Source organism: Actinomycetospora cinnamomea, assembly GCF_003096675.1.
GTDB classification, from domain to species: Bacteria; Actinomycetota; Actinomycetes; order Mycobacteriales; family Pseudonocardiaceae; genus Actinomycetospora; species Actinomycetospora cinnamomea.
Genome location: NZ_QEKW01000007.1, coordinates 166,305 through 188,901, shown reverse-complemented (window position 1 = coordinate 188,901; position 22,597 = coordinate 166,305). Strand labels below are relative to the sequence as shown.

Annotated in this window: 21 protein-coding genes and 1 pseudogene; 11 read left to right on the top strand and 11 right to left on the bottom strand. The window is 73.8% G+C overall.

Annotated elements, in window-relative coordinates:
• Positions 1–48 precede the first annotated feature (48 nt).
• On the bottom strand, positions 49–906 hold the full coding sequence (locus tag C8D89_RS15420; protein ID WP_116708992.1) for an NAD-dependent epimerase/dehydratase family protein: 858 nt from the start codon (positions 904–906) through the stop codon (positions 49–51).
• Between the two features lie 111 nt (positions 907–1,017).
• Here C8D89_RS15420 and C8D89_RS15415 point away from each other — a divergent pair, with 111 nt between their 5' ends.
• Positions 1,018–1,677: a biliverdin-producing heme oxygenase gene (locus tag C8D89_RS15415; protein WP_116708991.1), complete on the top strand. Its 660-nt coding sequence runs from the start codon at positions 1,018–1,020 to the stop codon at positions 1,675–1,677.
• A gap of 52 nt (positions 1,678–1,729) precedes the next feature.
• On the opposite strand, the gene C8D89_RS15410 is transcribed toward C8D89_RS15415, so the two are convergent.
• Positions 1,730–2,359, bottom strand: coding sequence for a class I SAM-dependent methyltransferase (locus C8D89_RS15410; protein ID WP_116708990.1), 630 nt, complete (start codon positions 2,357–2,359; stop codon positions 1,730–1,732).
• A 153-nt stretch (positions 2,360–2,512) separates the two neighbouring features.
• Complete coding sequence (locus tag C8D89_RS15405; RefSeq protein WP_116708989.1) at positions 2,513–2,962, bottom strand: DUF6918 family protein; 450 nt, start codon at positions 2,960–2,962, stop codon at positions 2,513–2,515.
• 198 nt (positions 2,963–3,160) lie between these two features.
• On the opposite strand from C8D89_RS15405, the gene C8D89_RS15400 reads away from it, so the two are divergent.
• Positions 3,161–3,391 (top strand): DUF2795 domain-containing protein, encoded by a 231-nt coding sequence (locus C8D89_RS15400; protein WP_165825720.1) that lies wholly within the window; start codon positions 3,161–3,163, stop codon positions 3,389–3,391.
• A gap of 262 nt (positions 3,392–3,653) precedes the next feature.
• On the opposite strand, the pseudogene C8D89_RS31130 reads toward C8D89_RS15400, so the two are convergent.
• Both C8D89_RS31130 and C8D89_RS15390 read right to left on the bottom strand, forming a co-directional pair.
• Positions 3,654–5,162: pseudogene (locus C8D89_RS31130) on the bottom strand (catalase); the annotation flags it as partial.
• Between the two features lie 74 nt (positions 5,163–5,236).
• Positions 5,237–6,385, bottom strand: a complete 1,149-nt coding sequence (locus tag C8D89_RS15390) for an alpha/beta fold hydrolase (protein WP_243418128.1) — start codon at positions 6,383–6,385, stop codon at positions 5,237–5,239.
• 279 nt (positions 6,386–6,664) lie between these two features.
• Between C8D89_RS15390 and C8D89_RS15385 the strand changes: the two genes are divergently transcribed.
• Entirely contained in the window at positions 6,665–7,342 is a 678-nt protein-coding gene (locus C8D89_RS15385) for a hypothetical protein (RefSeq protein ID WP_116708987.1), read from the top strand.
• Between the two features lie 115 nt (positions 7,343–7,457).
• On the opposite strand, the gene C8D89_RS15380 is transcribed toward C8D89_RS15385, so the two are convergent.
• Positions 7,458–7,784, bottom strand: coding sequence for a hypothetical protein (locus C8D89_RS15380; protein ID WP_116708986.1), 327 nt, complete (start codon positions 7,782–7,784; stop codon positions 7,458–7,460).
• A gap of 271 nt (positions 7,785–8,055) precedes the next feature.
• Here C8D89_RS15380 and C8D89_RS15375 point away from each other — a divergent pair, with 271 nt between their 5' ends.
• Positions 8,056–8,982: an alpha/beta hydrolase fold domain-containing protein gene (locus C8D89_RS15375; RefSeq protein WP_165825719.1), complete on the top strand. Its 927-nt coding sequence runs from the start codon at positions 8,056–8,058 to the stop codon at positions 8,980–8,982.
• Positions 8,983–9,031: 49 nt separating this feature from the next.
• Positions 9,032–9,721 (top strand): NADPH-dependent F420 reductase, encoded by a 690-nt coding sequence (gene npdG / locus C8D89_RS15370; protein ID WP_116708984.1) that lies wholly within the window; start codon positions 9,032–9,034, stop codon positions 9,719–9,721.
• A gap of 12 nt (positions 9,722–9,733) precedes the next feature.
• Here the strand turns inward: npdG and C8D89_RS15365 are convergent, their stop codons facing one another.
• A complete protein-coding gene (locus tag C8D89_RS15365; protein ID WP_116708983.1) occupies positions 9,734–10,072 on the bottom strand; it encodes a DUF3140 domain-containing protein in 339 nt (112 codons plus the stop codon).
• A 104-nt stretch (positions 10,073–10,176) separates the two neighbouring features.
• Entirely contained in the window at positions 10,177–11,025 is an 849-nt protein-coding gene (gene panB / locus C8D89_RS15360) for a 3-methyl-2-oxobutanoate hydroxymethyltransferase (RefSeq protein ID WP_116708982.1), read from the bottom strand.
• Between the two features lie 173 nt (positions 11,026–11,198).
• Between panB and C8D89_RS15355 the strand changes: the two genes are divergently transcribed.
• Genes C8D89_RS15355 through C8D89_RS15340 form a run of 4 tightly spaced genes read left to right on the top strand, consistent with a single transcriptional unit; the run spans position 11,199 to position 18,530 of the window.
• Entirely contained in the window at positions 11,199–12,794 is a 1,596-nt protein-coding gene (locus C8D89_RS15355; protein ID WP_423717067.1) for an alpha/beta hydrolase, read from the top strand.
• Between the two features lie 60 nt (positions 12,795–12,854).
• Positions 12,855–14,198: a type I glutamate--ammonia ligase gene (glnA, locus tag C8D89_RS15350; RefSeq protein WP_116708981.1), complete on the top strand. Its 1,344-nt coding sequence runs from the start codon at positions 12,855–12,857 to the stop codon at positions 14,196–14,198.
• Positions 14,199–14,204: 6 nt separating this feature from the next.
• Positions 14,205–15,383: a YbfB/YjiJ family MFS transporter gene (locus C8D89_RS15345; protein ID WP_116708980.1), complete on the top strand. Its 1,179-nt coding sequence runs from the start codon at positions 14,205–14,207 to the stop codon at positions 15,381–15,383.
• A 3-nt stretch (positions 15,384–15,386) separates the two neighbouring features.
• Positions 15,387–18,530: a bifunctional [glutamine synthetase] adenylyltransferase/[glutamine synthetase]-adenylyl-L-tyrosine phosphorylase gene (locus C8D89_RS15340; RefSeq protein WP_116708979.1), complete on the top strand. Its 3,144-nt coding sequence runs from the start codon at positions 15,387–15,389 to the stop codon at positions 18,528–18,530.
• Between the two features lies 1 nt (position 18,531).
• On the opposite strand, the gene C8D89_RS15335 is transcribed toward C8D89_RS15340, so the two are convergent.
• Complete coding sequence (locus C8D89_RS15335) at positions 18,532–19,089, bottom strand: Uma2 family endonuclease (RefSeq protein WP_165825718.1); 558 nt, start codon at positions 19,087–19,089, stop codon at positions 18,532–18,534.
• Positions 19,090–19,230: 141 nt separating this feature from the next.
• On the opposite strand from C8D89_RS15335, the gene C8D89_RS15330 reads away from it, so the two are divergent.
• Positions 19,231–19,560: a hypothetical protein gene (locus tag C8D89_RS15330; protein ID WP_116708977.1), complete on the top strand. Its 330-nt coding sequence runs from the start codon at positions 19,231–19,233 to the stop codon at positions 19,558–19,560.
• Positions 19,561–19,631: 71 nt separating this feature from the next.
• On the opposite strand, the gene glnA (C8D89_RS15325) is transcribed toward C8D89_RS15330, so the two are convergent.
• Positions 19,632–21,053 (bottom strand): type I glutamate--ammonia ligase, encoded by a 1,422-nt coding sequence (glnA, locus tag C8D89_RS15325; RefSeq protein ID WP_116708976.1) that lies wholly within the window; start codon positions 21,051–21,053, stop codon positions 19,632–19,634.
• A gap of 229 nt (positions 21,054–21,282) precedes the next feature.
• On the opposite strand from glnA (C8D89_RS15325), the gene C8D89_RS15320 reads away from it, so the two are divergent.
• Positions 21,283–21,849, top strand: a complete 567-nt coding sequence (locus tag C8D89_RS15320) for an RDD family protein (protein WP_207787240.1) — start codon at positions 21,283–21,285, stop codon at positions 21,847–21,849.
• On the opposite strand, the gene C8D89_RS15315 is transcribed toward C8D89_RS15320, so the two are convergent.
• Entirely contained in the window at positions 21,846–22,592 is a 747-nt protein-coding gene (locus C8D89_RS15315; RefSeq protein ID WP_207787239.1) for a DUF4191 domain-containing protein, read from the bottom strand. The genes C8D89_RS15320 and C8D89_RS15315 overlap by 4 nt on opposite strands.
• Between the last annotated feature and the right edge of the window lie 5 nt (positions 22,593–22,597).

The following is a 22,597-nucleotide window of genomic DNA, read 5'->3' as shown; positions in this document are numbered from 1 at the left end:
CCCCGTGGGTGCACATGGCGATCCGCACGGCGAAGGCCCTGCCGGACGTCACCATTGCTGTGCGGCCGCCCTCTCGGCCCACGCGTCCCCGACGATCCGGTCGATCGCCGAGCGCCGCGGCACCCAGCCGAGCTCGTCGCGCGCCGGCACGGGGTCGACGACGACGGCCTGCGGCTCGGGAGCGGCCTCGCGGTGACGGACGGCCACCGGCCGACCGGTGGCCCGCTCCGCAGCCGCGATGACGTCGCGGACGGCGACCGGCCGCCCGCTACCGATCGGGAGCGTCCGGTGCCGGCCCGGCTCCGCGGCCCCGAGCGCCGCGACGAAGGCCTCGGCGACGTCCGCGACGTGCACGAGGTCCCGGACGGCCGAGCCGTCGCCGTTCACGGTGAACTCCGTGCCCTCGAGAGCGGCCCCGAGGATGGCCGGGACCAGCCGGGTCGGGTCGGCGTCGCCCGGACCCGCGACGTTGGCCAGGCGCAGGACCACCGCGCCCAGCCCGCGGGCGGGAGCCGCGTCCCGGACCGCCCACTCCGCCGCGAGCTTCGACGACCCGTAGGGATGGTCGGGGAGACCGTCGCCGACCGCCGCGGTGGAGGCGAGCACCAGGCGCGTGCCGCGGGGGAGGGCCTCGAGCACGGCGAGGGTGCCGCCGAGGTTGGTGCGCCAGGTGCCGAGCGGGTCGGTGAGTGACGCGCGCACCCGAACCACGGCGCCCAGGTGGCACACCCCGTCCACGCCGGCCAGCGCGTCGGCGAGCGAGGCGGGCCGGTCGAGGTCGGCGATCCGCATCCCGGCCGCAGGATGCGACCGCACCAAGCCCACGACCTCGTGCCCGGCGGCCACGAGCGCCGACACCACCGCGCGGCCGACGAACCCGCCCGCTCCCGTCACCGCGACCCGCACGGCCCGGCAGCCTGGCGAGTCCCGGGAAGCGCCGACGAGGTGAGGGTAGCCTTACTCGCCGCCGGACCCTAGTGTCGTCCCCGGTGGGCCCAGCGACACCGGAGGCGGACCGTGAGCGAGCACCAGCCCTTCTCCCAGGTCCTGCGTCGCGCGACCGCCGCGGCCCACGAGCGTGCGCACCACTCGACCTACATGGAGGCCCTGCTCGGCGGGCGGCTCGCGCTGGACGACTACGCGACGCTGGTGACCCAGTACTGGCACGTCTACGGCGCGCTCGAGGACGGGGCCGACCGCTTCGGCGACGACCCGGTGGTCGGCGGGTTCGCCGTCGACGCGCTGCGCCGGCGCGACGCCCTCGCCGCCGACCTCGCGTTCCTCCGCGGGCCCGCCTGGGCCGACGACCTCACCCCGCTGCCCGCCACCGCGACCTACGTCGACCGCATCCGGGACACGGTCGACCGGTGGCCCGGCGGCTGGGTCGCCCACCACTACACGCGCTACCTCGGCGACCTCGCCGGCGGGCAGGCCGTACGCGGGCTGCTGCGGCGCACCTACGGGGTGACCGGCGACGGCTCACGGTTCTACGACTTCAGCGCGCTCGGCCCGGTCCCCCTGTTCCGCACGCACTACCGCTCACTGCTCGACGCCGCCGCCTGGGACGACGTCGAGCGCGCCCGCATCGCCGACGAGGCGTGCCACGCCTTCGAGCTCAACATCGCGATGCTCGCCGAGCTCGCCGGCACCGTGCCGCCGGAGCACCTCGCGGCCTGAGCCCCTGCCGCCCGAGCCCCCGCCGCCCGAGCCCCCACCGCCCGACGCACTGTCAGAACCGCCGCGCGACCGCGAGCCACGCGGGCAGGTCGACGTGCCCGCCGACCGGCACGTCCAGCAGGTCGGCCTGCTCCTCGTCGGGCACCCGGCCGCGGTAGGTGCTCTCGCGCACCTCCTCGACGGTCCAGCCGGGGCGGGAGAAGGCGGTGCGGATGTCGTCGTCGGACACCTCGGGTCCGAACGCCGGCCCGGGCGCGAGGCCGAGCAGCACGACCCGGCCGCCGGGGACCACGACGTCGCGCAGTGCGTCGGCGTACCGTGCCCGATCGGCGGCGTCGAAGATGTGGAACAGGGCGCTGTCCAGCACGGTGTCGAACCCGCGCAGGCCCGCCGGGTCCAGCGCGTCGGCCTCGACGAAGCGCGCCGCGACGCCGCGGGCGGCGGCGACCGCCCGTGCGCGTTCGAGCGCCGCCGGCGCGGAGTCCACGCCGACGACGTCGTAGCCGCGGGCGGCGAGAAGGACGGTGTGCTCGCCCGTGCCGCAGCCCAGGTCGAGCACCCGCCCGCGCAGCAGGCCGCCGGACTCGGCGGCCACGACCGCGGGCTGCGGCTCGCCGATCACCCACGGCGGCTCGCCGGCGAGGTAGGCGTCCTGGAAGCGCGAGGGAGCGGGCGTGGACATCGGGGCCTCCGGGGCTCGGTGCGTGCTGTGATCCACCGAGCCTGCGACCTCGACCGTCCTCGAGGTCAAGGAGCCACCACGCGCGACGGCCCCGGATCTCGGACCGTTCGGGGTGGTCCGTGACCCGGGGCCGTCGCCGGGGGAGCGGGGAGGTCAGACGCGCGCGTGCTTCTCCACCACGGTGCCGAGGCCGGGGAGGGCCTCGACGACGTTCTCCTGGGCCTTCGGGCGCAGCTTGCCGTAGACCGAGGTGATCGCCGCGCGGCTGCTGCGCTCGGCGCGTCGGTCGGTCACCGACAGCAGGGCCTCGGAGGCCTCGTGCGGGCGCGCGGCCAGGAAAGCGCCGAAGTCGCCGCCGGTCTCGGTGGAGTACGCGGCCCAGAACGGCTCGAGCTGGTCGACGAACTCGTCGAGCATCTTGTCGATCGCCTCGGGGATGATGCCCGGCTTGACCTTCTTGACGGCGGCGTAGCCCGTCTTCACGACGCCACCCGACAGTCCGCTCTTGTTCGCGACCTCGCTGTCGACCAGACCCTGCAGGTCGGTGACGACGGCGGGGCGGCGGTCGGAGTCGAGAAGGCGTGCCTTGAGCGTCTCGGCCATCCGTGTCCTTCCTCGGGGAGCAGGGAGCGGCGCCGACCGTACGGCAGCCCCGCGGCGGGGTGAGCGGGAGGGGGCCCGTTGAACAACATCGATGTCGTTCGCCCTCGAGGTGTGCGCGCGGCACCCGCGCGGGCACCACCGCCCGACTGCTGTCCCGACCGCTGTCCCGACCGCTGTCCCGACCCGGAGGAGCCGCCCGTGTCCGCGTCCACCACCCGAGACCGCCTCGACGCCGCCCTCGACGGCCTGTCGTTCCCCGCCGACCGCGACCGGATCGTCGCGGCCGCCGAGCGGACCGGCGACGAGCAGACCGTGCGCGCGCTGCGCGCGATCCCGCCGGTCGAGTACGGGAGCCCGGCCGACGTCGTCGCCTCGGTGTCGCTCGCCGAGGACGACCACCCCGACGAGATCCCGCCCGAGGCGCGCTGACCGGCACACCCCCGCAGGTCGCACGAAGGGCCCCTCGCCCGGAGCCGGGCGAGGGGCCCTTCGCGTGGGACTCCGGTCCGGCGTACCGGCTGACCACGTGCCGCTCGTCGGGGACGCAGTGGGTCATGACCAGACCCTCGACGTCCCGACGCCCGTTGTTGCCGAGGTCGGCCAGGCGCTGCTGGTCGGACTCGGAGAGCGTCTGGCTCTCCAGCGGCTCGAGGTGCGACACGTCGGAGGCCTTGATGCCCAGGCCCTCTCCGACCCGCTCGCCCAGCTCGTCCTCCACCATGAAGAAGTGCCAGACCATGCGCTCCTGCACGTCGCGCTCGCACTGGCCGAGGAGGGTGACGAAGTTGTTCACGAGATCGTCGCGCTCCCAGTCCTCCATGAGCAGGTAGCGCTGGCCGGCCTGCAGGTAGTCCTGGGTGAGCGGGATGCGCTTGCGCGTCAGCCGGCCCTCGATCACCGGGCCCTGCTCGTCGTGCTGCGGGTACTGCGCCTCCCGCAAGCCGCCGTGGATCGACGGCTCGTAGTTGACGTGCGGGTTCGTGCCCGGAGCGTGGTCGACGTGGTACTCCATCTGCCCGTCGCGCTGGTTGGTGGCCACCCGGGCGTTCTTCGCCTGGTTGACCGGCAGCTGCAGGTAGTTGGGCCCGCCGCGGTACCGCTGGGTGTCGGAGTACGAGAACGTCCGACCGACCAGCATCTTGTCGTCGGAGAAGTCGAGACCGTCGACGAGCACGCCGGTGCCGAACGCGATCTGCTCGTTCTCCGCGAACTGGTTGACGACGTTCCGGTTCAGCACCATCTTGCCGACGGGCTTCGCCGGGAAGTCGTTCTCGGGCCAGGTCTTGGTGTCGTCGAGTGGGTCGAAGTCGAGCTCCGGGTGCTCGCCGTCGGCCATCATCTGGACGCGCAGCTCCCACTCGGGGTAGTCGCCGTTCTCGATGGCCTCGTACAGGTCCTTGGTGGCGTGCCCGAGCTCGTACGCCTGGATGTTGGCGGCGTCCTCCTCGGTCATCGAGCGAACGCCCGGGGTCGGGATCCAGTGGTACTTGACCAGCACCGACTCGCCGTTCTCGTCGAGCCACTTGTAGGTGTTGACGCCGAAGCCCTGCATGTGGCGGTAGTCCGACGGGATCCCGCGCGGGCTGAACAGGTTCATGAGCATGTGCATGCTCTCCGGCGTCTGCGACATGAAGTCGAAGATCCGGTTCGGCTCCTGCCGGAACGTCACGGGGTCCGGCTTGAGCGCGTGGATGACGTCCGGGAACTTGATGGCGTCACGGATGAAGAAGACCGCGAGGTTGTTCCCGACGAGGTCCCAGTTGCCGTCCTCGGTGTAGAACTTCACCGCGAAACCGCGCGGGTCGCGCGCGCACTCGGTGGAGTCGCGCCCGCCGATGACGCTGGAGAAGCGGACGGCGACGTCGGTGCGCTTGCCCTGCTCGGCGAACAGCTTGGCGCGGGTGTAGCGGCTGATGGGCTCCGCGTCGTCACCGGTGCCCCAGGTGCCGTAGGACTCGAAGTAGCCGTAGGACAGGGCGCCGCGGGCGTGCACGACGCGCTCGGGGATGCGCTCCCGGTCGAAGTGGCTGATCTTCTCGAGGAACTGGTAGTTCTCCAGCGTCGCCGGCCCGCGGGCGCCGACCGTGCGCTGGTTCTGGTTGTCGTAGACCGGGTGGCCCTGCCGGTTGGTCAGCACCGCGGCGCCAGGGTCGTTCTGGCTGTCGCCCGGCGCCGGACCCTTGCTGGACACGTCGGTCATGGAGGAAGTCCTCGTGGTGGGGATGGCGCGAACCGGCGGGGCGTACCCGACCGCGCGCGAGCCCCTAACCCGCGTCAGTCGCGCTCGTGCGCGGTGAGGAAGTCCTCGAGATCGCGCCACGAGCTCTCCCGGGCCCGGCGGCCGGCCAGCACGCCCAGGTGGCCTCCTGGACGGACGACGAAGCGCAGGTCGGGGCTCCCGGTCAGCAGCTCGGTGGCGCGTTCGACGGCGGCGACGGGCGCGATGACGTCGTCGGCGCCCGCCACGAGCAGCACCGGGACCCGCACGTCGGCGAGCCGCACCGGGCGCCCGGCCAGGCGCAGCTCGTCCTGCGCGAGGTCGTTCGACCGGATGACGTGGTGGTAGATCTGCCCGAACGCCCGCCCCGGGTAGGCGGTCATGTTGTCCATGAGGACGTCGACGGCCTCGATCTGCTCGAGCAGCTGCCGGTCGTCGAGGTGGGTCAGCAGGGTCACCGGTTTCGTGAGGTAGCGCTCGACGCTGGTCAGCTGGAACGCCCACTTCACCGCCGTGGCGGGGAACGAGCCGAGCGTGCGGTAGGCCGCCGAGAAGATGCGACCACCCGTGTACTCGGCCACCGAGCGGAACGGTGCCACCAGGGGCACCGCCGACACGTCGACCGGCGAGGCGAAGGCCGTCACCGAGCGGATCGGGGCGCCGGAGACCCCGCTCGCCGCGGCGAGCAGGGTGAACAGGCCGCCGAGGCTCCAGCCCACGAGGTGCACAGGGGTGTCGTCGTGGCGGCGGGACACCGCGTACAGGGCCGCCGGGACGATCTCGTCGACCCACAGCTCCAGCCCGCGACGGCCGGCGGCCCGCCCGGTGGACTCGTAGGTGACGATGCAGACCTCGCGCCCGGTGGCCAGCAGATCCTCGACCAGGCTCGCGCCGCGGCGCAGGTCGAACGCGAAGTCGGGCGCTCCGAGCGGCGGGACGAGCAGCAGCCGGGCGAGGGCCGGGTCCGGGGCGACGGTCGGCTCGTAACGGTGCACCGTGTAGCCGTCGCCGTGCAGGATCGGCAGGCGGGGCATGCGCCGGGTGTCGGCGAGATGGCCGCCGTGGACGACGTAGTCCCGCACGTTCTCCCAGGCCTGCGTCGCGCTCAGCGCGAGCCCGGGGGCCGTCGCCCCGGGCGGGCGTCCGCCGGTCGGGGCGGGCGCCGCGTCGTCGCGGTGCTCCTCGGGCAGCTGCTCAGCGGTCACACGGCGAGATGGTAGGGCCGTCCGGGGCCGCGGACCCCGCCGTGTCACTCACGCGTCGTGATCGGTCCTCACCCACGGTCATCGCGTGTGGTGGTCGTCGGCGGCGTCCGCGCTGGTCAGCATGGCGTTTGCGCGCCACGGTGCTGGGCCGTCCGGGCTCACGAGGCTCCGCCCGATCGTCCGAGCCACGGTCACACCTTCGTCGCGTTGGATCAGGTGGCGCCGCCCCGGGACCGCCCCCCGGGGCGGCGTGGCGCACCACGAGGAGAGGGAGGCCCGTTGACCGAGCCCGTGTTCGGACCCCCGCCGGGGCTCGCCTCCGAGACGCCGTGCGACGCGGCGCCGCCCGAGCCCCGCGGCGTGCGCTCGCGGATCGCGGCGGGTCTCGGTGTCGGGCTCGTCGGGGTCGCGTCGCTGAGCACGGCGGTGTACCAGACGATCACCCAGGCCTCGACCACCGTCGGCGTGCCCGACACCGTCGCCGAGGTCGACACGCCGCTGCCGTGGGGCACGCCCGTGGCCGCGCCGGCGCTCCCGGCGTCGACGGGACCGACGACGATCACCCCGACCGTGGCCGACCTCGACCTGCGTGCCGACCGCCGGCCGCTGCCCGAGCCCGTCGAGTCCGCGGTCCCGCCGGCCGCCGGCGCCCCGGCTCCCGTCGGCGCCGCCCCCGACCCGCGACCCGAGCGCCCCACCTCGAACGGGGACCGGCGTCCCGTGACCTCGCCGGGGACATCGCCGGGGACCTCGACGGGCACGACCCGGCCCACGACCCGGCCCACGACCCGGCCCACGACCCCGCCGAGCTCGACCCCGCCCTCGTCCGAGCAGCCCCCGTCGGAGTCCCCGTCGGAGTCCCCGTCGACCAGCCCGTCCCCCCGGGAGGCGCCCGAGCCCCCGACCACGGAGCCCCCGGCAACGGAGCCCCCGACCTCGACGCCCTCGGCGGGCTGACGCGGGACTTGGCGCTCCCCGGAGACCACGCGCGACGCCGGGCCCGCAATGCCGACGGCCCCGCTCCCGAGGGGGAGCGGGGCCGTCGGTGCGTTCGCGGCGCCTTCGCGGGCGGTCAGACGCGCCGGCGCCGCAGCAGGGCGCGGTTCTCGGGGCGCAGCTGGTGCACGACCGCGGGCAGCACGACGAGGGCCACGAACGGCAGGCCGACCATCGGGAGCACGAACAGCAGCGCCAGGCCGAGGAGCATGACGACGAGCGCGGTCACCGGGCTGGTCGCGCCCGCGCCGAGGCGCACGAGCGTGGGGTTGCTGCGCGCGGCGGTGATCACGCGCGTCGTGAGCGAGGCTTCGGCCCCGGAGGGTCGGGCCGGGGCCGCCTGCGAGACGGCGGGGACGGGGCGGGGCAGGGTGGGCGTGCTGTGCGGCCAGGGCAGAGCCATCGGGGTGTGTCGGTCCTTCGGGTCGTGATGTCCAGCGGGGCGCGTCGGGGGCCGCGCCGGCGTCCGGGCGGCCGGGCAGGGCCGGGGAGCGCCGGGGCGTCGCGGGGATCGACACCGGAATGACGTCCACGGCGCCCGCGAGGTTCCGTGGCTTCGGTATCGATTCGGCAACGGTGGGATGGCGACGTGGAGGCATTGTTCTCCGTCACCTGTGCGGCCGGCATGGCCCGAGCGGGTGGTTCCCCCGGCCGGGATGCCTAGGCTCCCCCGGGTGAGTGCGGAACCCGACCACGAGACCTCCGGCCGCGCGCCGCTCGACCCCGACGTGCGCGCCCTGCTCGACCGCTGGGCCGATCAGCCGGGGATGTTCGAGGGCCCGGTCGCCGAGGCGCGCGAACGTTTCGCCACGCAGCTCGGCGAGGTGTCCGGACCCGCCCGGCCGCCCGAGGAGACGCGGGTCGGCAGGGTGGCCGTCCGCCGGCACCGGCCGGCGGCGCCGACCTCGGACGCGCTGGTGGTGTTCGTGCACGGCGGCGGCTGGGTGCTCGGCGGGGGCGCCGCGTACGACGCGGTCGCCGCGCGGCTGGCGGACGACGTGGGCGCGGTGGTCGTCGCCGTCGACTACCGGACGGCCCCCGAGCACCCGTTCCCGGCGCCGCTGGAGGACACCCTCGCCGCGGTCCGGGCCCTGCTCGACGACGAGGGCCCGTCGCGCTGGGCCGTGGTCGGCGACAGCGCCGGCGCCAACCTCGCCGCGGTCACGGCGCTGACCCTGCGCGACGAGGGGCGCGGGCCGACGGCGAGCCTGCTCGTGTACCCGCCGCCGGATTTCGAGGCGCGCTACCCGTCCCTGCGGGAGAACTCCGAGGGCTACTGGCTCACGGCGGGTGACGTGCGCGCCTGCTCGATGCTCTACCTCGCCGGCCACGACCCACGTGGCGACGCCCGCCTGTCGCCGTTGCGTGCGCCGACCCTGGCGGGGCTCGGGCCGACGATCGTCGCGACGGCGGGCTACGACCCACTGCGCGACGCCGGGCACGCGTACGCCGACGCGCTCGCCGCGGCGGGTGTGGACGTCCGCCGTCGCGAGCACCCCACGCTCGTCCACGGCTTCTACGGGTTCACCGCTGCGGTGCCCGTCGCCGACGCCGCGGTGACCGCGCTGCACGCCGAACTCGCCGGGCTGCTCGCGCCGTGATCGTGGTAGGAACAGTCCGATCTGACCGTTCGCGCCAGGGAGTGACCGCGTGACCGCACCGTCCGAGGCGATCGACCCGACCACGCTCACCGTCGGTGTGCTCGGCGGCACCGGCAACCAGGGCCAGGGCCTCGCGCTGCGGTGGGCGCAGGCGGGGATCGGCGTCATCGTCGGGTCGCGCGCCGCCGAGCGCGCGGAGAACTCGGCCAAGGAGTACCGCGAGGCCGCCGGGGTCGACCACGTCCGCGGCGCGGACAACGCGACCTGCGCGGCCGAGGCCGACGTGGTGATCGCCGCGGTGCCGTGGGAGTCGCACGCCGAGACCCTGCGCGGGCTGGTCGAGCCGCTGAAGGGCAAGATTCTCGTCGACTGCGTCGTGCCGATCGGGTTCGACAAGAAGGGCCCGTACCCCCTGCCGGTCGCGGAGGGCAGCGCCGCCCAGCAGGCCGAGCAGATCCTCCCCGAGTCGCGGGTGACCGCGGCGTTCCACAACGTCTCCGCGGTGCTGCTGGCCGACCTGGAGCAGCCGAGCGTCGACTGCGACGTCCTCGTGCTCGGCGACGACCGCGAGGCCACCGACGTCGTCCGCGCGCTCGCCGACGCCATCCCGGGCGTGCGCGGGATCTACGGCGGACGGCTCCGCAACGCCTACCAGGTGGAGTGCCTGACGGCGAACCTGATCGCGATCAACCGGCGGTACAAGGTCCACGCCAGCATCAAGATCACCGACCTCGACTAGTGCGGAGCGCACCTACTTCAGGGGGTCGTGGCCCCAGTTCATGAGGGAGTAACGCCACTTCGAGGTCTCGATGTCCTCCTTCTTCGGCTTCTGCTCGAGGTGGCGCGCCACGTAGCCGTGGACCTTCTTCATGGCCGCGAGGTCGTCGTCGTCGAGGTCGTCGGCCTTCTTCTTCTGGATCTCGACGATGCGCCGGCCCATGGAGTGACCCGTCGACTCCTCGCCGTCGCCCGACGACTGCCCGACCGACTGGGACTCGTCCGTAGCCAGCCAGTTCTCGAGCTCCTTCGGACTCATGTTGACGACGTCGTCGAACTCGTCACGGATCTGCTTCGTGTCCTTGTCCGCCATGGGCCGCGTGTACCCCCGCGCCGGCCTCCGACATCGGCGGGTACGGCGATCGGCAGGTGTGAGTGCTTGCCCGTGCCCCGGCACGGGCAAGCACTCACCAGACGTCAGTCAAAGCTGTGCTCGGGCCCCGGGAAGGTGCCCTCGCGGACCTCCTGGGCGTAGGTGCTCGCGGCGTCGGCGAGCACGGAGCCCATCTCGGCGTAGCGCTTGACGAAGCGCGGGGTGCGCCGCGCCGGGTCGGACAGCCCCGCCATGTCGGTCCACACGAGGACCTGGGCGTCGCACTCCGGGCCGGCGCCGATGCCGACGGTGGGGATCGGCACCTCGGCGGTGACGCGCTTGGCGACGTGCGCCGGGACCATCTCGAGCACCACGGCGAACGCGCCGGCCTCGGTGACCGCGCGGGCGTCGGCGAGCAGCTTCTCCGCGCCGTCGTCGCCGCGTCCCTGCACGCGGTAGCCGCCGAGGGCGTGCTCGCTCTGCGGGGTGAAGCCGAGGTGGGCCATGACGGGGATGCCGGCGTCGACGACGGCGCGGATGCGGTCGGCGTAGTGCGCGCCGCCCTCGAGCTTGACCGCATGGGCGCCGGCGCTCTTCATGAACTCGACCGCCGTGGTCACGGCCTGCTCGACGGAGACCTGGTAGCTGCCGAACGGGAGGTCGGCGACCACGAGCGCGCGCGGGGCGCCCCGCACCACGGCGCGGGTGAGGACCAGCAGCTCCTCGGTGGTCACCGGCACCGTCGTGTCGTAGCCGAGCACGGTGTTGCCCGCGGAGTCGCCGACGAGCAGGACGGGCACGCCCGCCTCGTCGAAGATCCGCGCGGTGTTCACGTCGTAGGCCGTGAGCATCGGCCAGCGCTCGCCGCGCGCCTTCATCTCCTGCAGGTGGTGCACGCGGGTGCGGCGGGGGCGCCCCGGAGGAGTCGTCGCGGGTGCCTGGGGTGACGTCATCGTCGTCCGTCCTTGCCTCGAGGCCCACCGGTCGCGGTAGGTCCCCGGGTCGTCGGGGTTGGCGCTGAGCACACGGTGTCACCGCGGAGGCACGGACGGCCGCTCGCTGGGACCAGTTTCACAGCACCGGCCCGTCACCGGGCGATCACCGGGGAGATGGCAGGGTGGCCGCCGTGCGCGCCATCGCCGGTCGACGTCCCGGGACCCGTGTCGTCCGCGTCCTCCTCGCCCTCCTCGGGGCGGCACTCGCGCTCGGGGCGTGCGCCCAGGTCGTGCCCGGCGTGGCGGTGCCCGACCCGGCGGCGAGCGCCCCGCCCGGGCTCGAGCGCTTCTACGGCCAGGAGCTCGCCTGGGGACCGTGCGCGCCGTTCGCCACCACCGAGCAGGACCGGCAGATCTACGCCGACCCCGCGCTGCAGTGCGCCCGGCTGGAGGTTCCGCTCGACTACGCCGAGCCGGAGGGCCGCACGGCCACGATCGCCGTCCTGCGTCACGTGGCCCCGACCTCGCCGGAACGCATCGGGTCGCTGGTGCTCAATCCCGGCGGGCCCGGCGCGTCGGGCATCCAGACCGCGGCGTACCTGTCGACCTCGCTCGTCGGCACCGAGGTCGGCCGCCGCTTCGACGTCGTCGGCTTCGACCCGCGCGGCGTGGGCGCGAGCGAGCCGAGCATCCGCTGCCTCACCGGCCCCGAGCGCGACGCCGACCGCCGCGACGACGACACCGACTCCTCGCCGGCGGGGGTGGCGCAGACCGAGGCCGAGGAGCAGCAGATGGTCGGCCTGTGCGCCCAGCGCACCGGCACCGACGTGCTCGCCAACGTCGGCACCCGCGACGTCGCCCGCGACATGGACGTGCTGCGCGCGGCGCTCGGCGATGCCCGGCTGACCTACCTGGGCTACTCCTACGGCACGCGCATCGGCTCCACCTACGCCGAGCAGTTCCCGCGCAACGTGCGGGCGATGGTGCTCGACGGCGCCCTCGACCCCGACCAGGACCCCACGACGGAGCTGATCGAGCAGGGCCGCGGGTTCCAGGGCGCGTTCGACGCCTTCGCCCGCGACTGCGCGTCCCGCCCGAACTGTCCGTTGGGTCAGGACCCGGCGCAGACCACGCGGGCCTATCAGGAGCTGACCCGGCCCCTGATCGACGCGCCGCTCCCGCTGCCCGACGGGCGAGTGCTGTCCTACGCCGACGCCCAGCAGGGCACGATCAACGCCCTGTACGTCGAGGCGTACTGGCCCCGGCTCGTGCGGGCGCTGAACGACCTGCGCGCGGGCCAGGGCAGCGCGCTGATGACCCTCTCCGACGAGTACTACGAGCGGAACCCGGACGGCACGTACGACTCCTCGCAGGACGCGTTCGAGGCGATCCGGTGCGTCGACGACCCGCGCGTCACCGACCCCGCCCGGGCGCTGGCCCGCGCGCAGGCCTACAACGAGGCCGCGCCGTTCCTCGACAGCGGGCGCGGGGCGTCCGGGGCGCGCGACAGCTGCGCGTTCTGGCCGGTGCCGCCCACCAGCCAGCCGCACCTCCCGCAGGTGGAGGGCCTCGCCCCCCCGCTGGTCGTCTCCACCACCGGCGACCCGGCGACGCCGTACCAGGCCGGGGTCGAGCTGGCCCGGGCGCTGGACGGGGCGCTGCTGACGAAGGTGGGCGACGACCACACGGCGGTGTTCCAGAACTCGCAGTGCGTCGACGACATCGCCACCCGCTACCTCGTCGACGGCGTCCTGCCGCCGCCGAACGCGACGTGCCCCGCGACGTGATCACGGACGTGACCCGGCCCCGCCTACCGGGGGCCTCGACACCCACCTAGGGTCGGGCCCATGGATCGCCAGCAGGAGTTCGTCCTGCGCACGCTCGAGGAGCGCGACATCCGCTTCGTGCGGCTGTGGTTCACCGACGTGCTCGGTTACCTCAAGTCGGTCGCCGTCGCGCCCGCCGAGCTGGAGGGCGCGTTCGCCGAGGGCATCGGGTTCGACGGCTCGGCGATCGAGGGCTTCGCGCGGGTCTACGAGTCCGACATGGTCGCGAAACCCGACCCGTCGACGTTCCAGGTGCTGCCGTGGGAGACCGCCGGCGGCGGGCACTACTCGGCGCGCATGTTCTGCGACATCACCATGCCCGACGGCTCGCCGTCCTGGGCCGACCCGCGTCACGTCCTGCGCCGCGGGCTCTCGCGGGCCGCCGAGGCCGGGTTCACGTGCTACGTGCACCCGGAGATCGAGTTCTACCTGCTGCGCGACCTGCCCGGCGACGGCACGCCCCCGGTACCGGCCGACACCGGCGGCTACTTCGACCAGGCGAGCCACAACACGGCGCCGCACTTCCGGCGCCGCGCGATCGAGTCGCTGGAGGCGATGGGCATCTCCGTGGAGTTCAGCCACCACGAGGGCGGGCCCGGCCAGCAGGAGATCGACCTGCGCTACGCCGACGCCCTGACGATGGCGGACAACATCATGACCTTCCGCTACATCGTCAAGGAGGTCGCGATCACGCAGGGCGTGCACGCGTCCTTCATGCCCAAGCCGTTCACCGAGCACGCCGGGTCGGCGATGCACACCCACATCAGCCTGTTCGAGGGCGACCACAACGCGTTCCACGACTCCTCGGAACCCTACGAGCTGTCGAAGACGGGCAAGGCCTTCGTGGCCGGGGTTCTGCGCCACGCCCGCGAGCTCTCCGCGGTGACGAACCAGTTCGTCAACTCCTACAAGCGCCTCATCGTCGGCGGCGAGGCCCCGACCACCGTGTGCTGGGGGCACGCCAACCGCTCGGCGCTGGTCCGGGTGCCGATGTACTCGCCGGGCAAGGCGTCCTCGCGTCGCGTCGAGGTGCGCACGATCGACACCGCGGCCAACCCCTACCTCGCCTACGCGGTGATCCTCGGCGCCGGGCTGCAGGGCATCGCCGAGGGCTACGAGCTGCCGCCGGCCGCCGAGGACAACGTCTGGATGCTGTCGGAGGGCGAGCGCCGGGCGATGGGTTACGAGACCCTGCCCCAGAACCTCGACGGGGCGCTCGCGGCGATGGAGCGCTCGGAGCTGATGGCCGAGATCCTCGGCGAGCACGTCTTCGACTTCTTCCTGCGCAACAAGCGCGCGGAGTGGGACGCCTACCGCCGCAACGTCACCCCGTACGAGCTCGCGACGTACCTGCCGACGCTGTAGCGGGAGGTGCGCGCGCGACCGTTCGTCCTGGCGGTGGCGCTCGCGATGGTGCCGGCGACGGCGCAGGGGCTCTCCCGCTTCGGCTACGGGCTGGTGCTGCCCGTCATGCGCGAGGACCTGGGGTGGTCCTACGCCACGGCGGGGTCACTGAGCACGGCGAACGCGATCGGCTACCTGGTCGGCTCGGTCGGCGCCCTGGCGGTGGCGCGGCGCCTCGGGACGGTGACGACGTTCCGGGCCATGATCGTCGCGGTCGTGCTCACGATCGCGGCGGGCGCAATCACCGGGGAGCTCGCCGTCCAGCTCGCCCTGCGGTTCCTGGCCGGCGTGACCGCGGCGGTGGCGTTCGTCCTGGGAGGATCGGCGGCGAGCCGGTTACGGACCGCCGACGGTCGCCCGGGCCCGTTCTACGGCCTGTACTTCGCCGGCGCCGGGGCCGGCGTCGCCCTCAGCGGGGTGGTGGTCCCGCTCGCCACCGCCGCGGCGGGGTCGCCGGCGGCGGCGTGGCGGTCCGCCTGGCTGGCGCTCACGGTGCCGGCGCTCCTCCTGATCCCCGTCGTCTGGTGGGCGTTCCGGGGTGCCGACGTGCCGGCCGCGGCCCCGCACCGCGGGCGGTCCCCGCTGCGGAGCATCGCCCCGATCGTCGCGTCGTACACGCTCTTCGGGGTCGGTTACATCGGCTACATGACGTTCGTGCCCGACCACCTGCGCGGGCAGGGGGTGGGCGACGCCGGCGTCGCGGTGTTCTGGATCGGGCTCGGGCTGGCGGGTTTCGTGGTGCCCCCGCTGTGGGCGCCGCTGCTGCGCCGACTGGCGCCCGGCGTCGGGGTCTTCGGTCTCGTCGCGGCGACCGCGCTGGCCGCGGTGGTCCCGGTCCTGACGAGCGGTGCCGCTGCGGCCTGGGTCTCCGGGATCGTCTTCGGGGCCTCGTTCCTCACCGCCATCGGCGCGCTGACCGACGCCTCCCGCCGGGTCCTCGACCCGGTGCACTGGACCGCGGCGCTGGCGGTCCTGACCGTGGGGTTCGCGCTCGGGCAGTGCCTGGGACCGGTGCTCTCGGGGTTGGTCTCCGACGCCGGGGGCGGCCTGACCGCCGGGCTCTCGGTCTCGGCCGGGGTCCTCGGCGTCGCCGCCCTCGTGGGCCTGCTCCAGCGCGCCCCGGCCGACCCGGGTGGGAAACTCTGACCCATGACCGAGTCCGCCACGTCGTCCGCCCCGACGAGCCGGCGCCCGGACCGGACGGGACGGGCCCCCGCGCGACTCGGCCTCACCGACCCCGACGCCGGCCCGCGGCTGGCGGCGCTGGGCTGGTGGGACGGTGACGCGCCGGTCCCGGGCACCGAGCTCGTCGTGTGGGCGCTGGCCCGCAGCCCCGACCCCGATCTCGCGCTGCTGGCCGTGGAACGCCTGCGCGAGGCACTCGGCGAGCAGGAGTGGGCGGCGCTCGACGAGGCGCTGCGCACCGACCAGGGCCTGCGTGGGCGCCTGCTCGGGGTGCTCGGCGGCTCGACCGCCCTGGGCGACCATCTCGTCGCGCACCCCGAGCGCTGGCGCACGCTGCGCAGCGAGGGCACGCCGGGCCGCACCTTCGACGCCTCCCAGCTGCCCGACCTCGCCGAGCGCACCCGCACGCTGCTCGGGGCCGTCGGCGCGGACCCCGACGCCGACCCCGGCGCCTCCGGCCCACCGCGTGCCACGGTCCTCGAGCCCGCCGGCATCGGCGTGCTGCGCCTGGCCCACCGCGACGAGGTCCTCGCGCTCGCCGCCGCCGACCTGCAGGCCGTGTGCGAGCCCGAGCTCCCGGTCGTGCCGGTCGAGGTCGTCTCCGCGCAGCTCGCCGACCTCGCCGCGGCCGGGCTGCGGGCCGCGCTCGCCGTCGCGGACGCCACGATCGCGGACGCGCTCGGCGGCAAGGACGACCGCGAGCGTGACGGGGGTGGGCGGGAGAAGGCGCTGCCGTGCCGGCTCGCCGTGATCGGCATGGGCAAGTGCGGGGGACGCGAGCTCAACTACGTCAGCGACATCGACGTGATCTTCGTGGCCGAGGGCGCGACGGACGTGGCCACGCGCCTCGCCTCGACCATGATGCGGATCGCGACCGAGGCGTTCCTCGAGGTCGACGCCAACCTGCGGCCGGAGGGACGGCAGGGCGCGCTCGTGCGCACCCTCGACGGGCACGTCTCCTATTACGAGCGGTGGGCGAAGACCTGGGAGTTCCAGGCGCTGCTCAAGGCCCGGTGGGTGGCCGGCGACGAGGAGCTCGCCGCGCAGTACCGCGAGGCCGTCGAGGAGATGGTCTGGACCGCCGCCGACCGCGACGACTTCGTCGCCGACGTGCGCGCCATGCGCCGCCGCGTCGAGGACCACATCCGCGCCGACCACGCCGACCGCGAGCTGAAGCTCGGCCGCGGCGGGCTGCGCGACGTGGAGTTCGCCGTGCAGTTGCTGCAGATGGTGCACGGCCGCGGCGACGAGACGATCCGCAGCCCGAACACCCTCGAGGCGCTGGCTGCCCTGGCCGACGGCGGCTACGTCGGCCGCGACGACGCCGCCAACCTGGCCGCGTCGTACCGGTTCCTGCGGATGCTCGAGCACCGCGTGCAGCTGCAGAAGATGCGCCGCACCCACCTCTTCCCGACCGACGACGACGTCGCCGCCCAGCGCTGGCTCGCGCGGGCGGCGAAGCTGCGCGCCGACGGCTCACGGGACGCGGTGGGCGTGCTCCGGCACGAGCGCTCACGGCACACGGTGCGCGTGCGGCGCCTGCACGAGAAGCTCTTCTACCAGCCGCTGCTCGAGTCGGTGGCGCGCGTGCCCGGCGAGGCCCTGGTGCTGACCTCGGACTCGGCGATGCGCCGGCTCAAGGCCCTGGGGTGGACGTCGCCGCAGGGCGCGCTGGGCCACCTGCAGGCGCTGACCAGCGGCGTCAGCCGCGCCAGCCGCATCCAACGCGCGCTGCTGCCCGTCCTGCTCGACGAGCTCGGGCGCACCGCCGACCCGGACCACGGACTGCTCGCCTACCGCAAGGTGTCCGAGGCGCTCGCCGGCACGCCGTGGTTCCTCGGCTACCTGCGCGACGAGGGCATCGCCGCCGAGCGCCTCATGCGCGTGCTGGGCACCTCGCGGTGGGTGGCCGAGCTGATGCCGCGCACGCCCGAGGTGCTGCGGCTGCTCGCCGGCGACGGCCCGGACGCCGAGCTGGTCGCGCGCCGGCCCGAGGAGGTCGCCGCCTCGCTGCGCCGGGCGGTCGCCCGCCACACCGACCCCGACTCGGCGGGCCAGGTCGGCCGGTCGATGCGCCGGATCGAGCTCGTGCGGGTCGCCTGCGCCGACCTGCTGGGGCTCATCGACGTGTCGGCGGTGTGCTCGGCGCTCTCGAGCATCTGGGTCGCGGTGCTGCAGGCCGCCCTCGACGCCGCCGAGCGCGGGCAGGTCGGCAGTGGCGACGGTGGGGGCGCCCGCCCGGCCCGCATCGCCGTGATCGGGATGGGGCGGCTCGGCGGGGCGGAGCTGGGCTACTCGTCGGACGCCGACGTGCTGTTCGTGTGCGAACCGACCGACGGCGTCGACGAGTCCGAGGCGGTCCGCTACGCCAAGGCCGTCGCCGAGGCCACCATCTCCGCCCTCGGGGCACCGAGCCCGGACCCGCCGCTGGAGGTCGACACCAAGCTGCGCCCCGAGGGGCGGGGCGGGCCCCTGGTCCGGACGCTGGACTCGTACCGGCAGTACTACGCGAAGCTCGCCGAGACGTGGGAGCACCAGGCGCTGCTGCGCGCCCGCCCCGTCGCGGGCGACGAGGCGCTCGGCGCGGCGTTCGTCGAGGCGATCGACCCGGTGCGCTACCCGGCGGACGGCCTGCCCGACAAGGCGGCGGTGGAGATCCGGCGGATCAAGGCGCGGGTCGACAACGAGCGCCTGCCGCGCCGCGCCGACCGGGCCCTGCACACCAAGCTCGGCACCGGCGGGCTCTCCGACGTCGAGTGGACCGTGCAGCTGCTGCAGCTCCAGCACGCGGGGGCGGTGGAGTCGCTGCGCACGCCGTCGACGCTCGAGGCCCTCGACGCCGCGGCGAAGGCGGGGCTGGTGGAGCCCGCGGACGCCGAGGCGCTGGCGGCCGGCTGGACGATGGCCACCCGGGCCCGGGGCGCCGCCACCCTCGTGCGCGGCAAGCCGACCGACGAGGTCCCCCGCTCCGGCCGGGAGCTCGCCGCCGTGGCCGCGGCGCTGGGCCACGACCCCGACGCCGACCCGGGCGAGTTCCTCGACGAGTACCGCCGCACCACCCGCCGCGCCCGCGCCGTCGTCGACCGGATCTTCTACCTGGTGGACTGAGTCAGCCGTCCAGATCGAGCGCGGCCATATCGACGGTGACGGCGCACGGCCGGGTGAGGTGGAGCGTCGTCCCGACCGCGACCTCGTGGTAGGCACCGCCGGCGAGGGTGTGGAGGTGGCCGACGGGGGCGTCCGCACCCATCTCGATCCGGAGGAAGGTCGGGATGCCGGCCTCGGCGTACAGCTGGGGCTTGATCGCCCGGTCCATGACGGCGTTGCCCGGACTGACGATCTCGACAGCGAGGAGCACCGCCGCCGCGTCCGACACCACGGTGGAGCGCGTGACGCCCTCGACGACGGCGACATCAGGGATCACGAGGCGGTTCCGACGGAGGCGGACATTGATCGGTCCGATCGCCCGCCCGCGGGGGAGCACGGCGTTCAGGACCCCACACAGCTGGATCGCGAGCCACTGGTGGCGGTGTGCGCTGTGCGGGCTCAGGAGGAGTACTCCGTCGAGCAACTCCACCCGCTGTGCGGTGCGCAGCTCGAGCACGTCCTCCTCGGACCACGGACCGGGTCCGAACGGATCCTCGACGGCTCTCTCGGGTGCGGCCACGGCTCCTCCTCCCCGGTGCGCGCTGCGGCCATGGTGGCACCGTGGCAGGGACCCCCGACAGTGGGTGAGCTGCGCCGCGGACGGCGGGACACGCCGCGGCGCGGGTGGCGTTCCGGCTCTCCATCGCCGACCATCGAACATGTGTTCGACGATCGGGGGCCGGCGCAGCGCCGCAACGACCGGTCCGGCGCCTTGCAGCGCGACGAGGTCAAGCGGGTCTGGGTCGACCTCGCGGTCGCCTACCCGCGTCCCGGCGGCCGGCCGGTCCGACCGATGCCCGAGGGCGTCGACCTGCAGAGCCGCGTCCCCGGCGAGCTGCTCGCCTGGCGACGGACGACGACGGGGGAGTGGGTCGGCTGGGTCTGCCTGCCCGTCCGGCGGGGGGAGGAGATCCGCTACGTCTACCAGTACGTCCTGGCCGCGGCGCTGTCCCCGCGGGAGGACGTGCCCGACCGGCGGGACCGGTCGTGACACCGGAGGGCCCACACGCACGACGGCCCGGTACCCCCGAGGGGACACCGGGCCGTCGCGGCTGGACCTGCTCAGCAGTTGAAGTACAGCTCGAACTCGTACGGGTGCGGCCGCAGGCGCAGGCCGGTCACGTCGTCGCGCTTGAGCTCGATCCACTTCTCGATGAGGTCCGAGGTGAACACCCCGCCCTCGAGGAGGTAGTCGTGGTCGGCCTCGAGGTTGTTGACCGCGGCGTCGAGGCTGGCCGGGACCTGCGCGATGTCGGCGGCCTCCTCGGGCGGGAGCTCGTAGAGGTCCTTGTCGATCGGCGTCGGCGGCTCGATCTTGTTCCGGATGCCGTCCAGGCCGGCCATCATCATGGCCGCGAAGGACAGGTACGGGTTGCCCGACGAGTCGGGGCAGCGGAACTCGAGGCGCTTGGCCTTCGGGTTGTCGCCGGTGATCGGGATGCGGACGCACGCCGAGCGGTTGCGGTTCGAGTACACGAGGTTGATCGGTGCCTCGAAGCCGGGCACCAGGCGGTGGTACGAGTTCGCCGTGGCGTTGGTGAAGGCCACCAGGCTGGGCGCGTGGTGCAGGATGCCGCCGATGTAGTGGCGGCCGAGGTCGGACAGGCCCGCGTAGCCGTTGGCGTCGTAGAACAGCGGCTCGCCGCCCTTGAACAGCGACTGGTGGCAGTGCATGCCCGAGCCGTTGTCCCCGGCCAGGGGCTTCGGCATGAACGTGACGGTCTTGCCGGCCTGCCAGGCGGTGTTCTTGACGATGTACTTGAACAGCTGCAGGTCGTCCGCCGCGTGCAGCAGCGTGTTGAACTTGTAGTTGATCTCGGCCTGGCCGCCGGTGCCCACCTCGTGGTGGAGCTTCTCGAGCTCGAATCCGGCGTTGATGAGGTTGGTGCCGATCGCGGCGCGCAGGTCCGAGCTCTGGTCGGTCGGCTCGACGGGGAAGTAGCCGGCCTTCATGGCGATCTTGTTGCCCTTGTTGCCGCCGAGCTCGTCGCGGCCGGTGTTCCAGTGGCCCTCGACCGAGTCGACCTCGTAGAAGGTGCCGTTGGCCTTCGAGTCGTAGCGCACCGAGTCGAAGATGTAGAACTCGGCCTCGGGGCCGAAGAAGCACGTGTCGGCGACGTCGACGGTGGAGAGGAACTTCTCGGCCTTGCGGGCGACGTTGCGCGGGTCGCGGCTGTAGGCCTCGAGCGTCAGCGGGTCGTGGACGAAGAAGTTGACGTTCAGCGTCTTCTGCGCCCGGAACGGGTCGACGCGTGCCGTCGCCACGTCGGGCAGCAGCGTCATGTCCGACTCGTTGATGCTCTGGAACCCGGTGATCGACGAGCCGTCGAAGGCCAGCCCCGTGGTGAACACGTCCTCGTCGAACTCCGACGCCGGGACGGTGAAGTGCTGCATCTGGCCCGGCAGGTCACAGAACCGGACGTCGACGTACTTCACCCCCTCGTCGGAGATGTACTTGAAGACCTCGTCCTGATTGTTGAACACCCTCGGTGGCTCCTTCACACGCTTGCCGGGGACGGCGGGGGTCGGGGCGGCACGGTACCCACTGATCGGGGGTCCCGACCGTGACCGGTCCAGGTGATCCCGACGCTATGGGGGTGCTGTTGCTCGTCCGTCACCGACATGTTTCACAGCAGTTAACGCGCGCAGGGTGGTCGGGCGGCGACGGTCCGGCGCGCCCTGCCGTGATCTGCGACCGCCGTAGCCTGTCACGGTGACGTGGTTCCGGGAATGGCTCGAGGGCGGGGGAGACGACCGCCGCACGGCGGACGACGCGGAGCGGTCAGCCCGGGGCACTCCCCGCACCGCACCGCGGTCCGTTCCCCGCGAGGACGCCGCGCCGAGCCCTCACCGCGCGGCCGAGGGAGCCGACGAGGGGGCCGACGACTACCCGGGCGCCCGGTTCGGCCTGCCCGAGTCCGGCCCGGGCTCGGTGGCCACGCTGCCGCGCCGCGCCGGGCAGTTCGCGCTCGACGCGCTGCTCGCCGGCCTGCTCGCCCTGCTCTTCACGTTCCCCACGCCGCCGCAGAACTGGAGCCTGCTGACCTGGGCGTTGATCATGGTCGTGCCGGTCGCGGTGATCGGCGCGACGCCCGCGATGGTGCTGCTGGGGCTGCGCGTCGTGCGCCTCGACCGGCCGGACACGCCCGGGGTCGGTCTGTTGTGGTCGCTGGTGCGCACGGCGTCGGTGTTCTTCGTCGTGCCCGCGCTGATCCTCGACCGTGACTCCCGCGGCCTGCAGGACCGCGCGAGCCGGACGATCGTCGTGAACGTGCGCTAACGACGTCGGGCGGTGCGCTGCATGCCCTTGAGCTGCTGGGCGTTGCGGGGCACCGGACCCTTGGGCATGGCCGGGCCGGCGCGGTTGGCCAGCGCGGCGAGGCGCTTCTCGACGGTCTCCATCTGGCTCTTGTCGATGTTGCGCGGCAGCTTGGTCATGTGGCGCTGCAGCCTGGCCAGCGGCACCTGGCCCTCGTCCTCGCCGACGCTGACCTCGTAGATCGGCACCTGCCCGATGATGCGGGCGACGCGCTTCTTCTCCTGGGCGACGAGGCTCTTCGTGCGGTGCGGGGCGCCCTCGGCCACGAGGACCACGCCCGGCCGGCCGATGACGCGGTGCACGGCGTCGAGCTGCGTGGTGCCCGCGACGGCCTGGGTGACGCGCCACTGACCGCGCATGTTGTCGAGCGCCCAGCCGGCCGCCCCGGGCTGGCCGGCGGCCTTGGCGTAGACGTTCTTCTGCACCCGGCGCCCGAAGATGATGACCGCGAGCAGGACGCCGAGCAGGATGCCGGTGGGCAGGAGGAACCACTCCTGGCCGATGAGCAGCCCGACGAGGAACAGCACCAGCGCGGTGCCCAGCACCGTCCCGACCATGATCGGCACCAGCGCCTTGTCCTCGCGGCGCTGCATCTGGAACGCCTGCCAGATCTGGCGGAACCGCTCCCGGCGCGCGGCCTTCGCCGCCTGCTTGGCGGCCTTCTTCTCTTCCTTGCTCGCCGCGCCGGAGCCCCGCTTCGCCATGGCGT

Bases quoted from the DNA above. Each gene is read 5' to 3' on its own strand.
- C8D89_RS15410 (WP_116708990.1), bottom strand. From the start codon at position 2,359: ATGTCCACGCCCGCTCCCTCGCGCTTCCAGGACGCCTACCTCGCCGGC.
- C8D89_RS15405 (WP_116708989.1), bottom strand. From the start codon at position 2,962: ATGGCCGAGACGCTCAAGGCACGCCTTCTCGACTCCGACCGCCGCCCC.
- C8D89_RS15380 (WP_116708986.1), bottom strand. From the start codon at position 7,784: ATGGCTCTGCCCTGGCCGCACAGCACGCCCACCCTGCCCCGCCCCGTC.
- C8D89_RS15365 (WP_116708983.1), bottom strand. From the start codon at position 10,072: ATGGCGGACAAGGACACGAAGCAGATCCGTGACGAGTTCGACGACGTC.
- panB (WP_116708982.1), bottom strand. From the start codon at position 11,025: ATGACGTCACCCCAGGCACCCGCGACGACTCCTCCGGGGCGCCCCCGC.
- glnA (WP_116708981.1), top strand. From the start codon at position 12,855: ATGGATCGCCAGCAGGAGTTCGTCCTGCGCACGCTCGAGGAGCGCGAC.
- C8D89_RS15340 (WP_116708979.1), top strand. From the start codon at position 15,387: ATGACCGAGTCCGCCACGTCGTCCGCCCCGACGAGCCGGCGCCCGGAC.
- C8D89_RS15315 (WP_207787239.1), bottom strand. From the start codon at position 22,592: ATGGCGAAGCGGGGCTCCGGCGCGGCGAGCAAGGAAGAGAAGAAGGCC.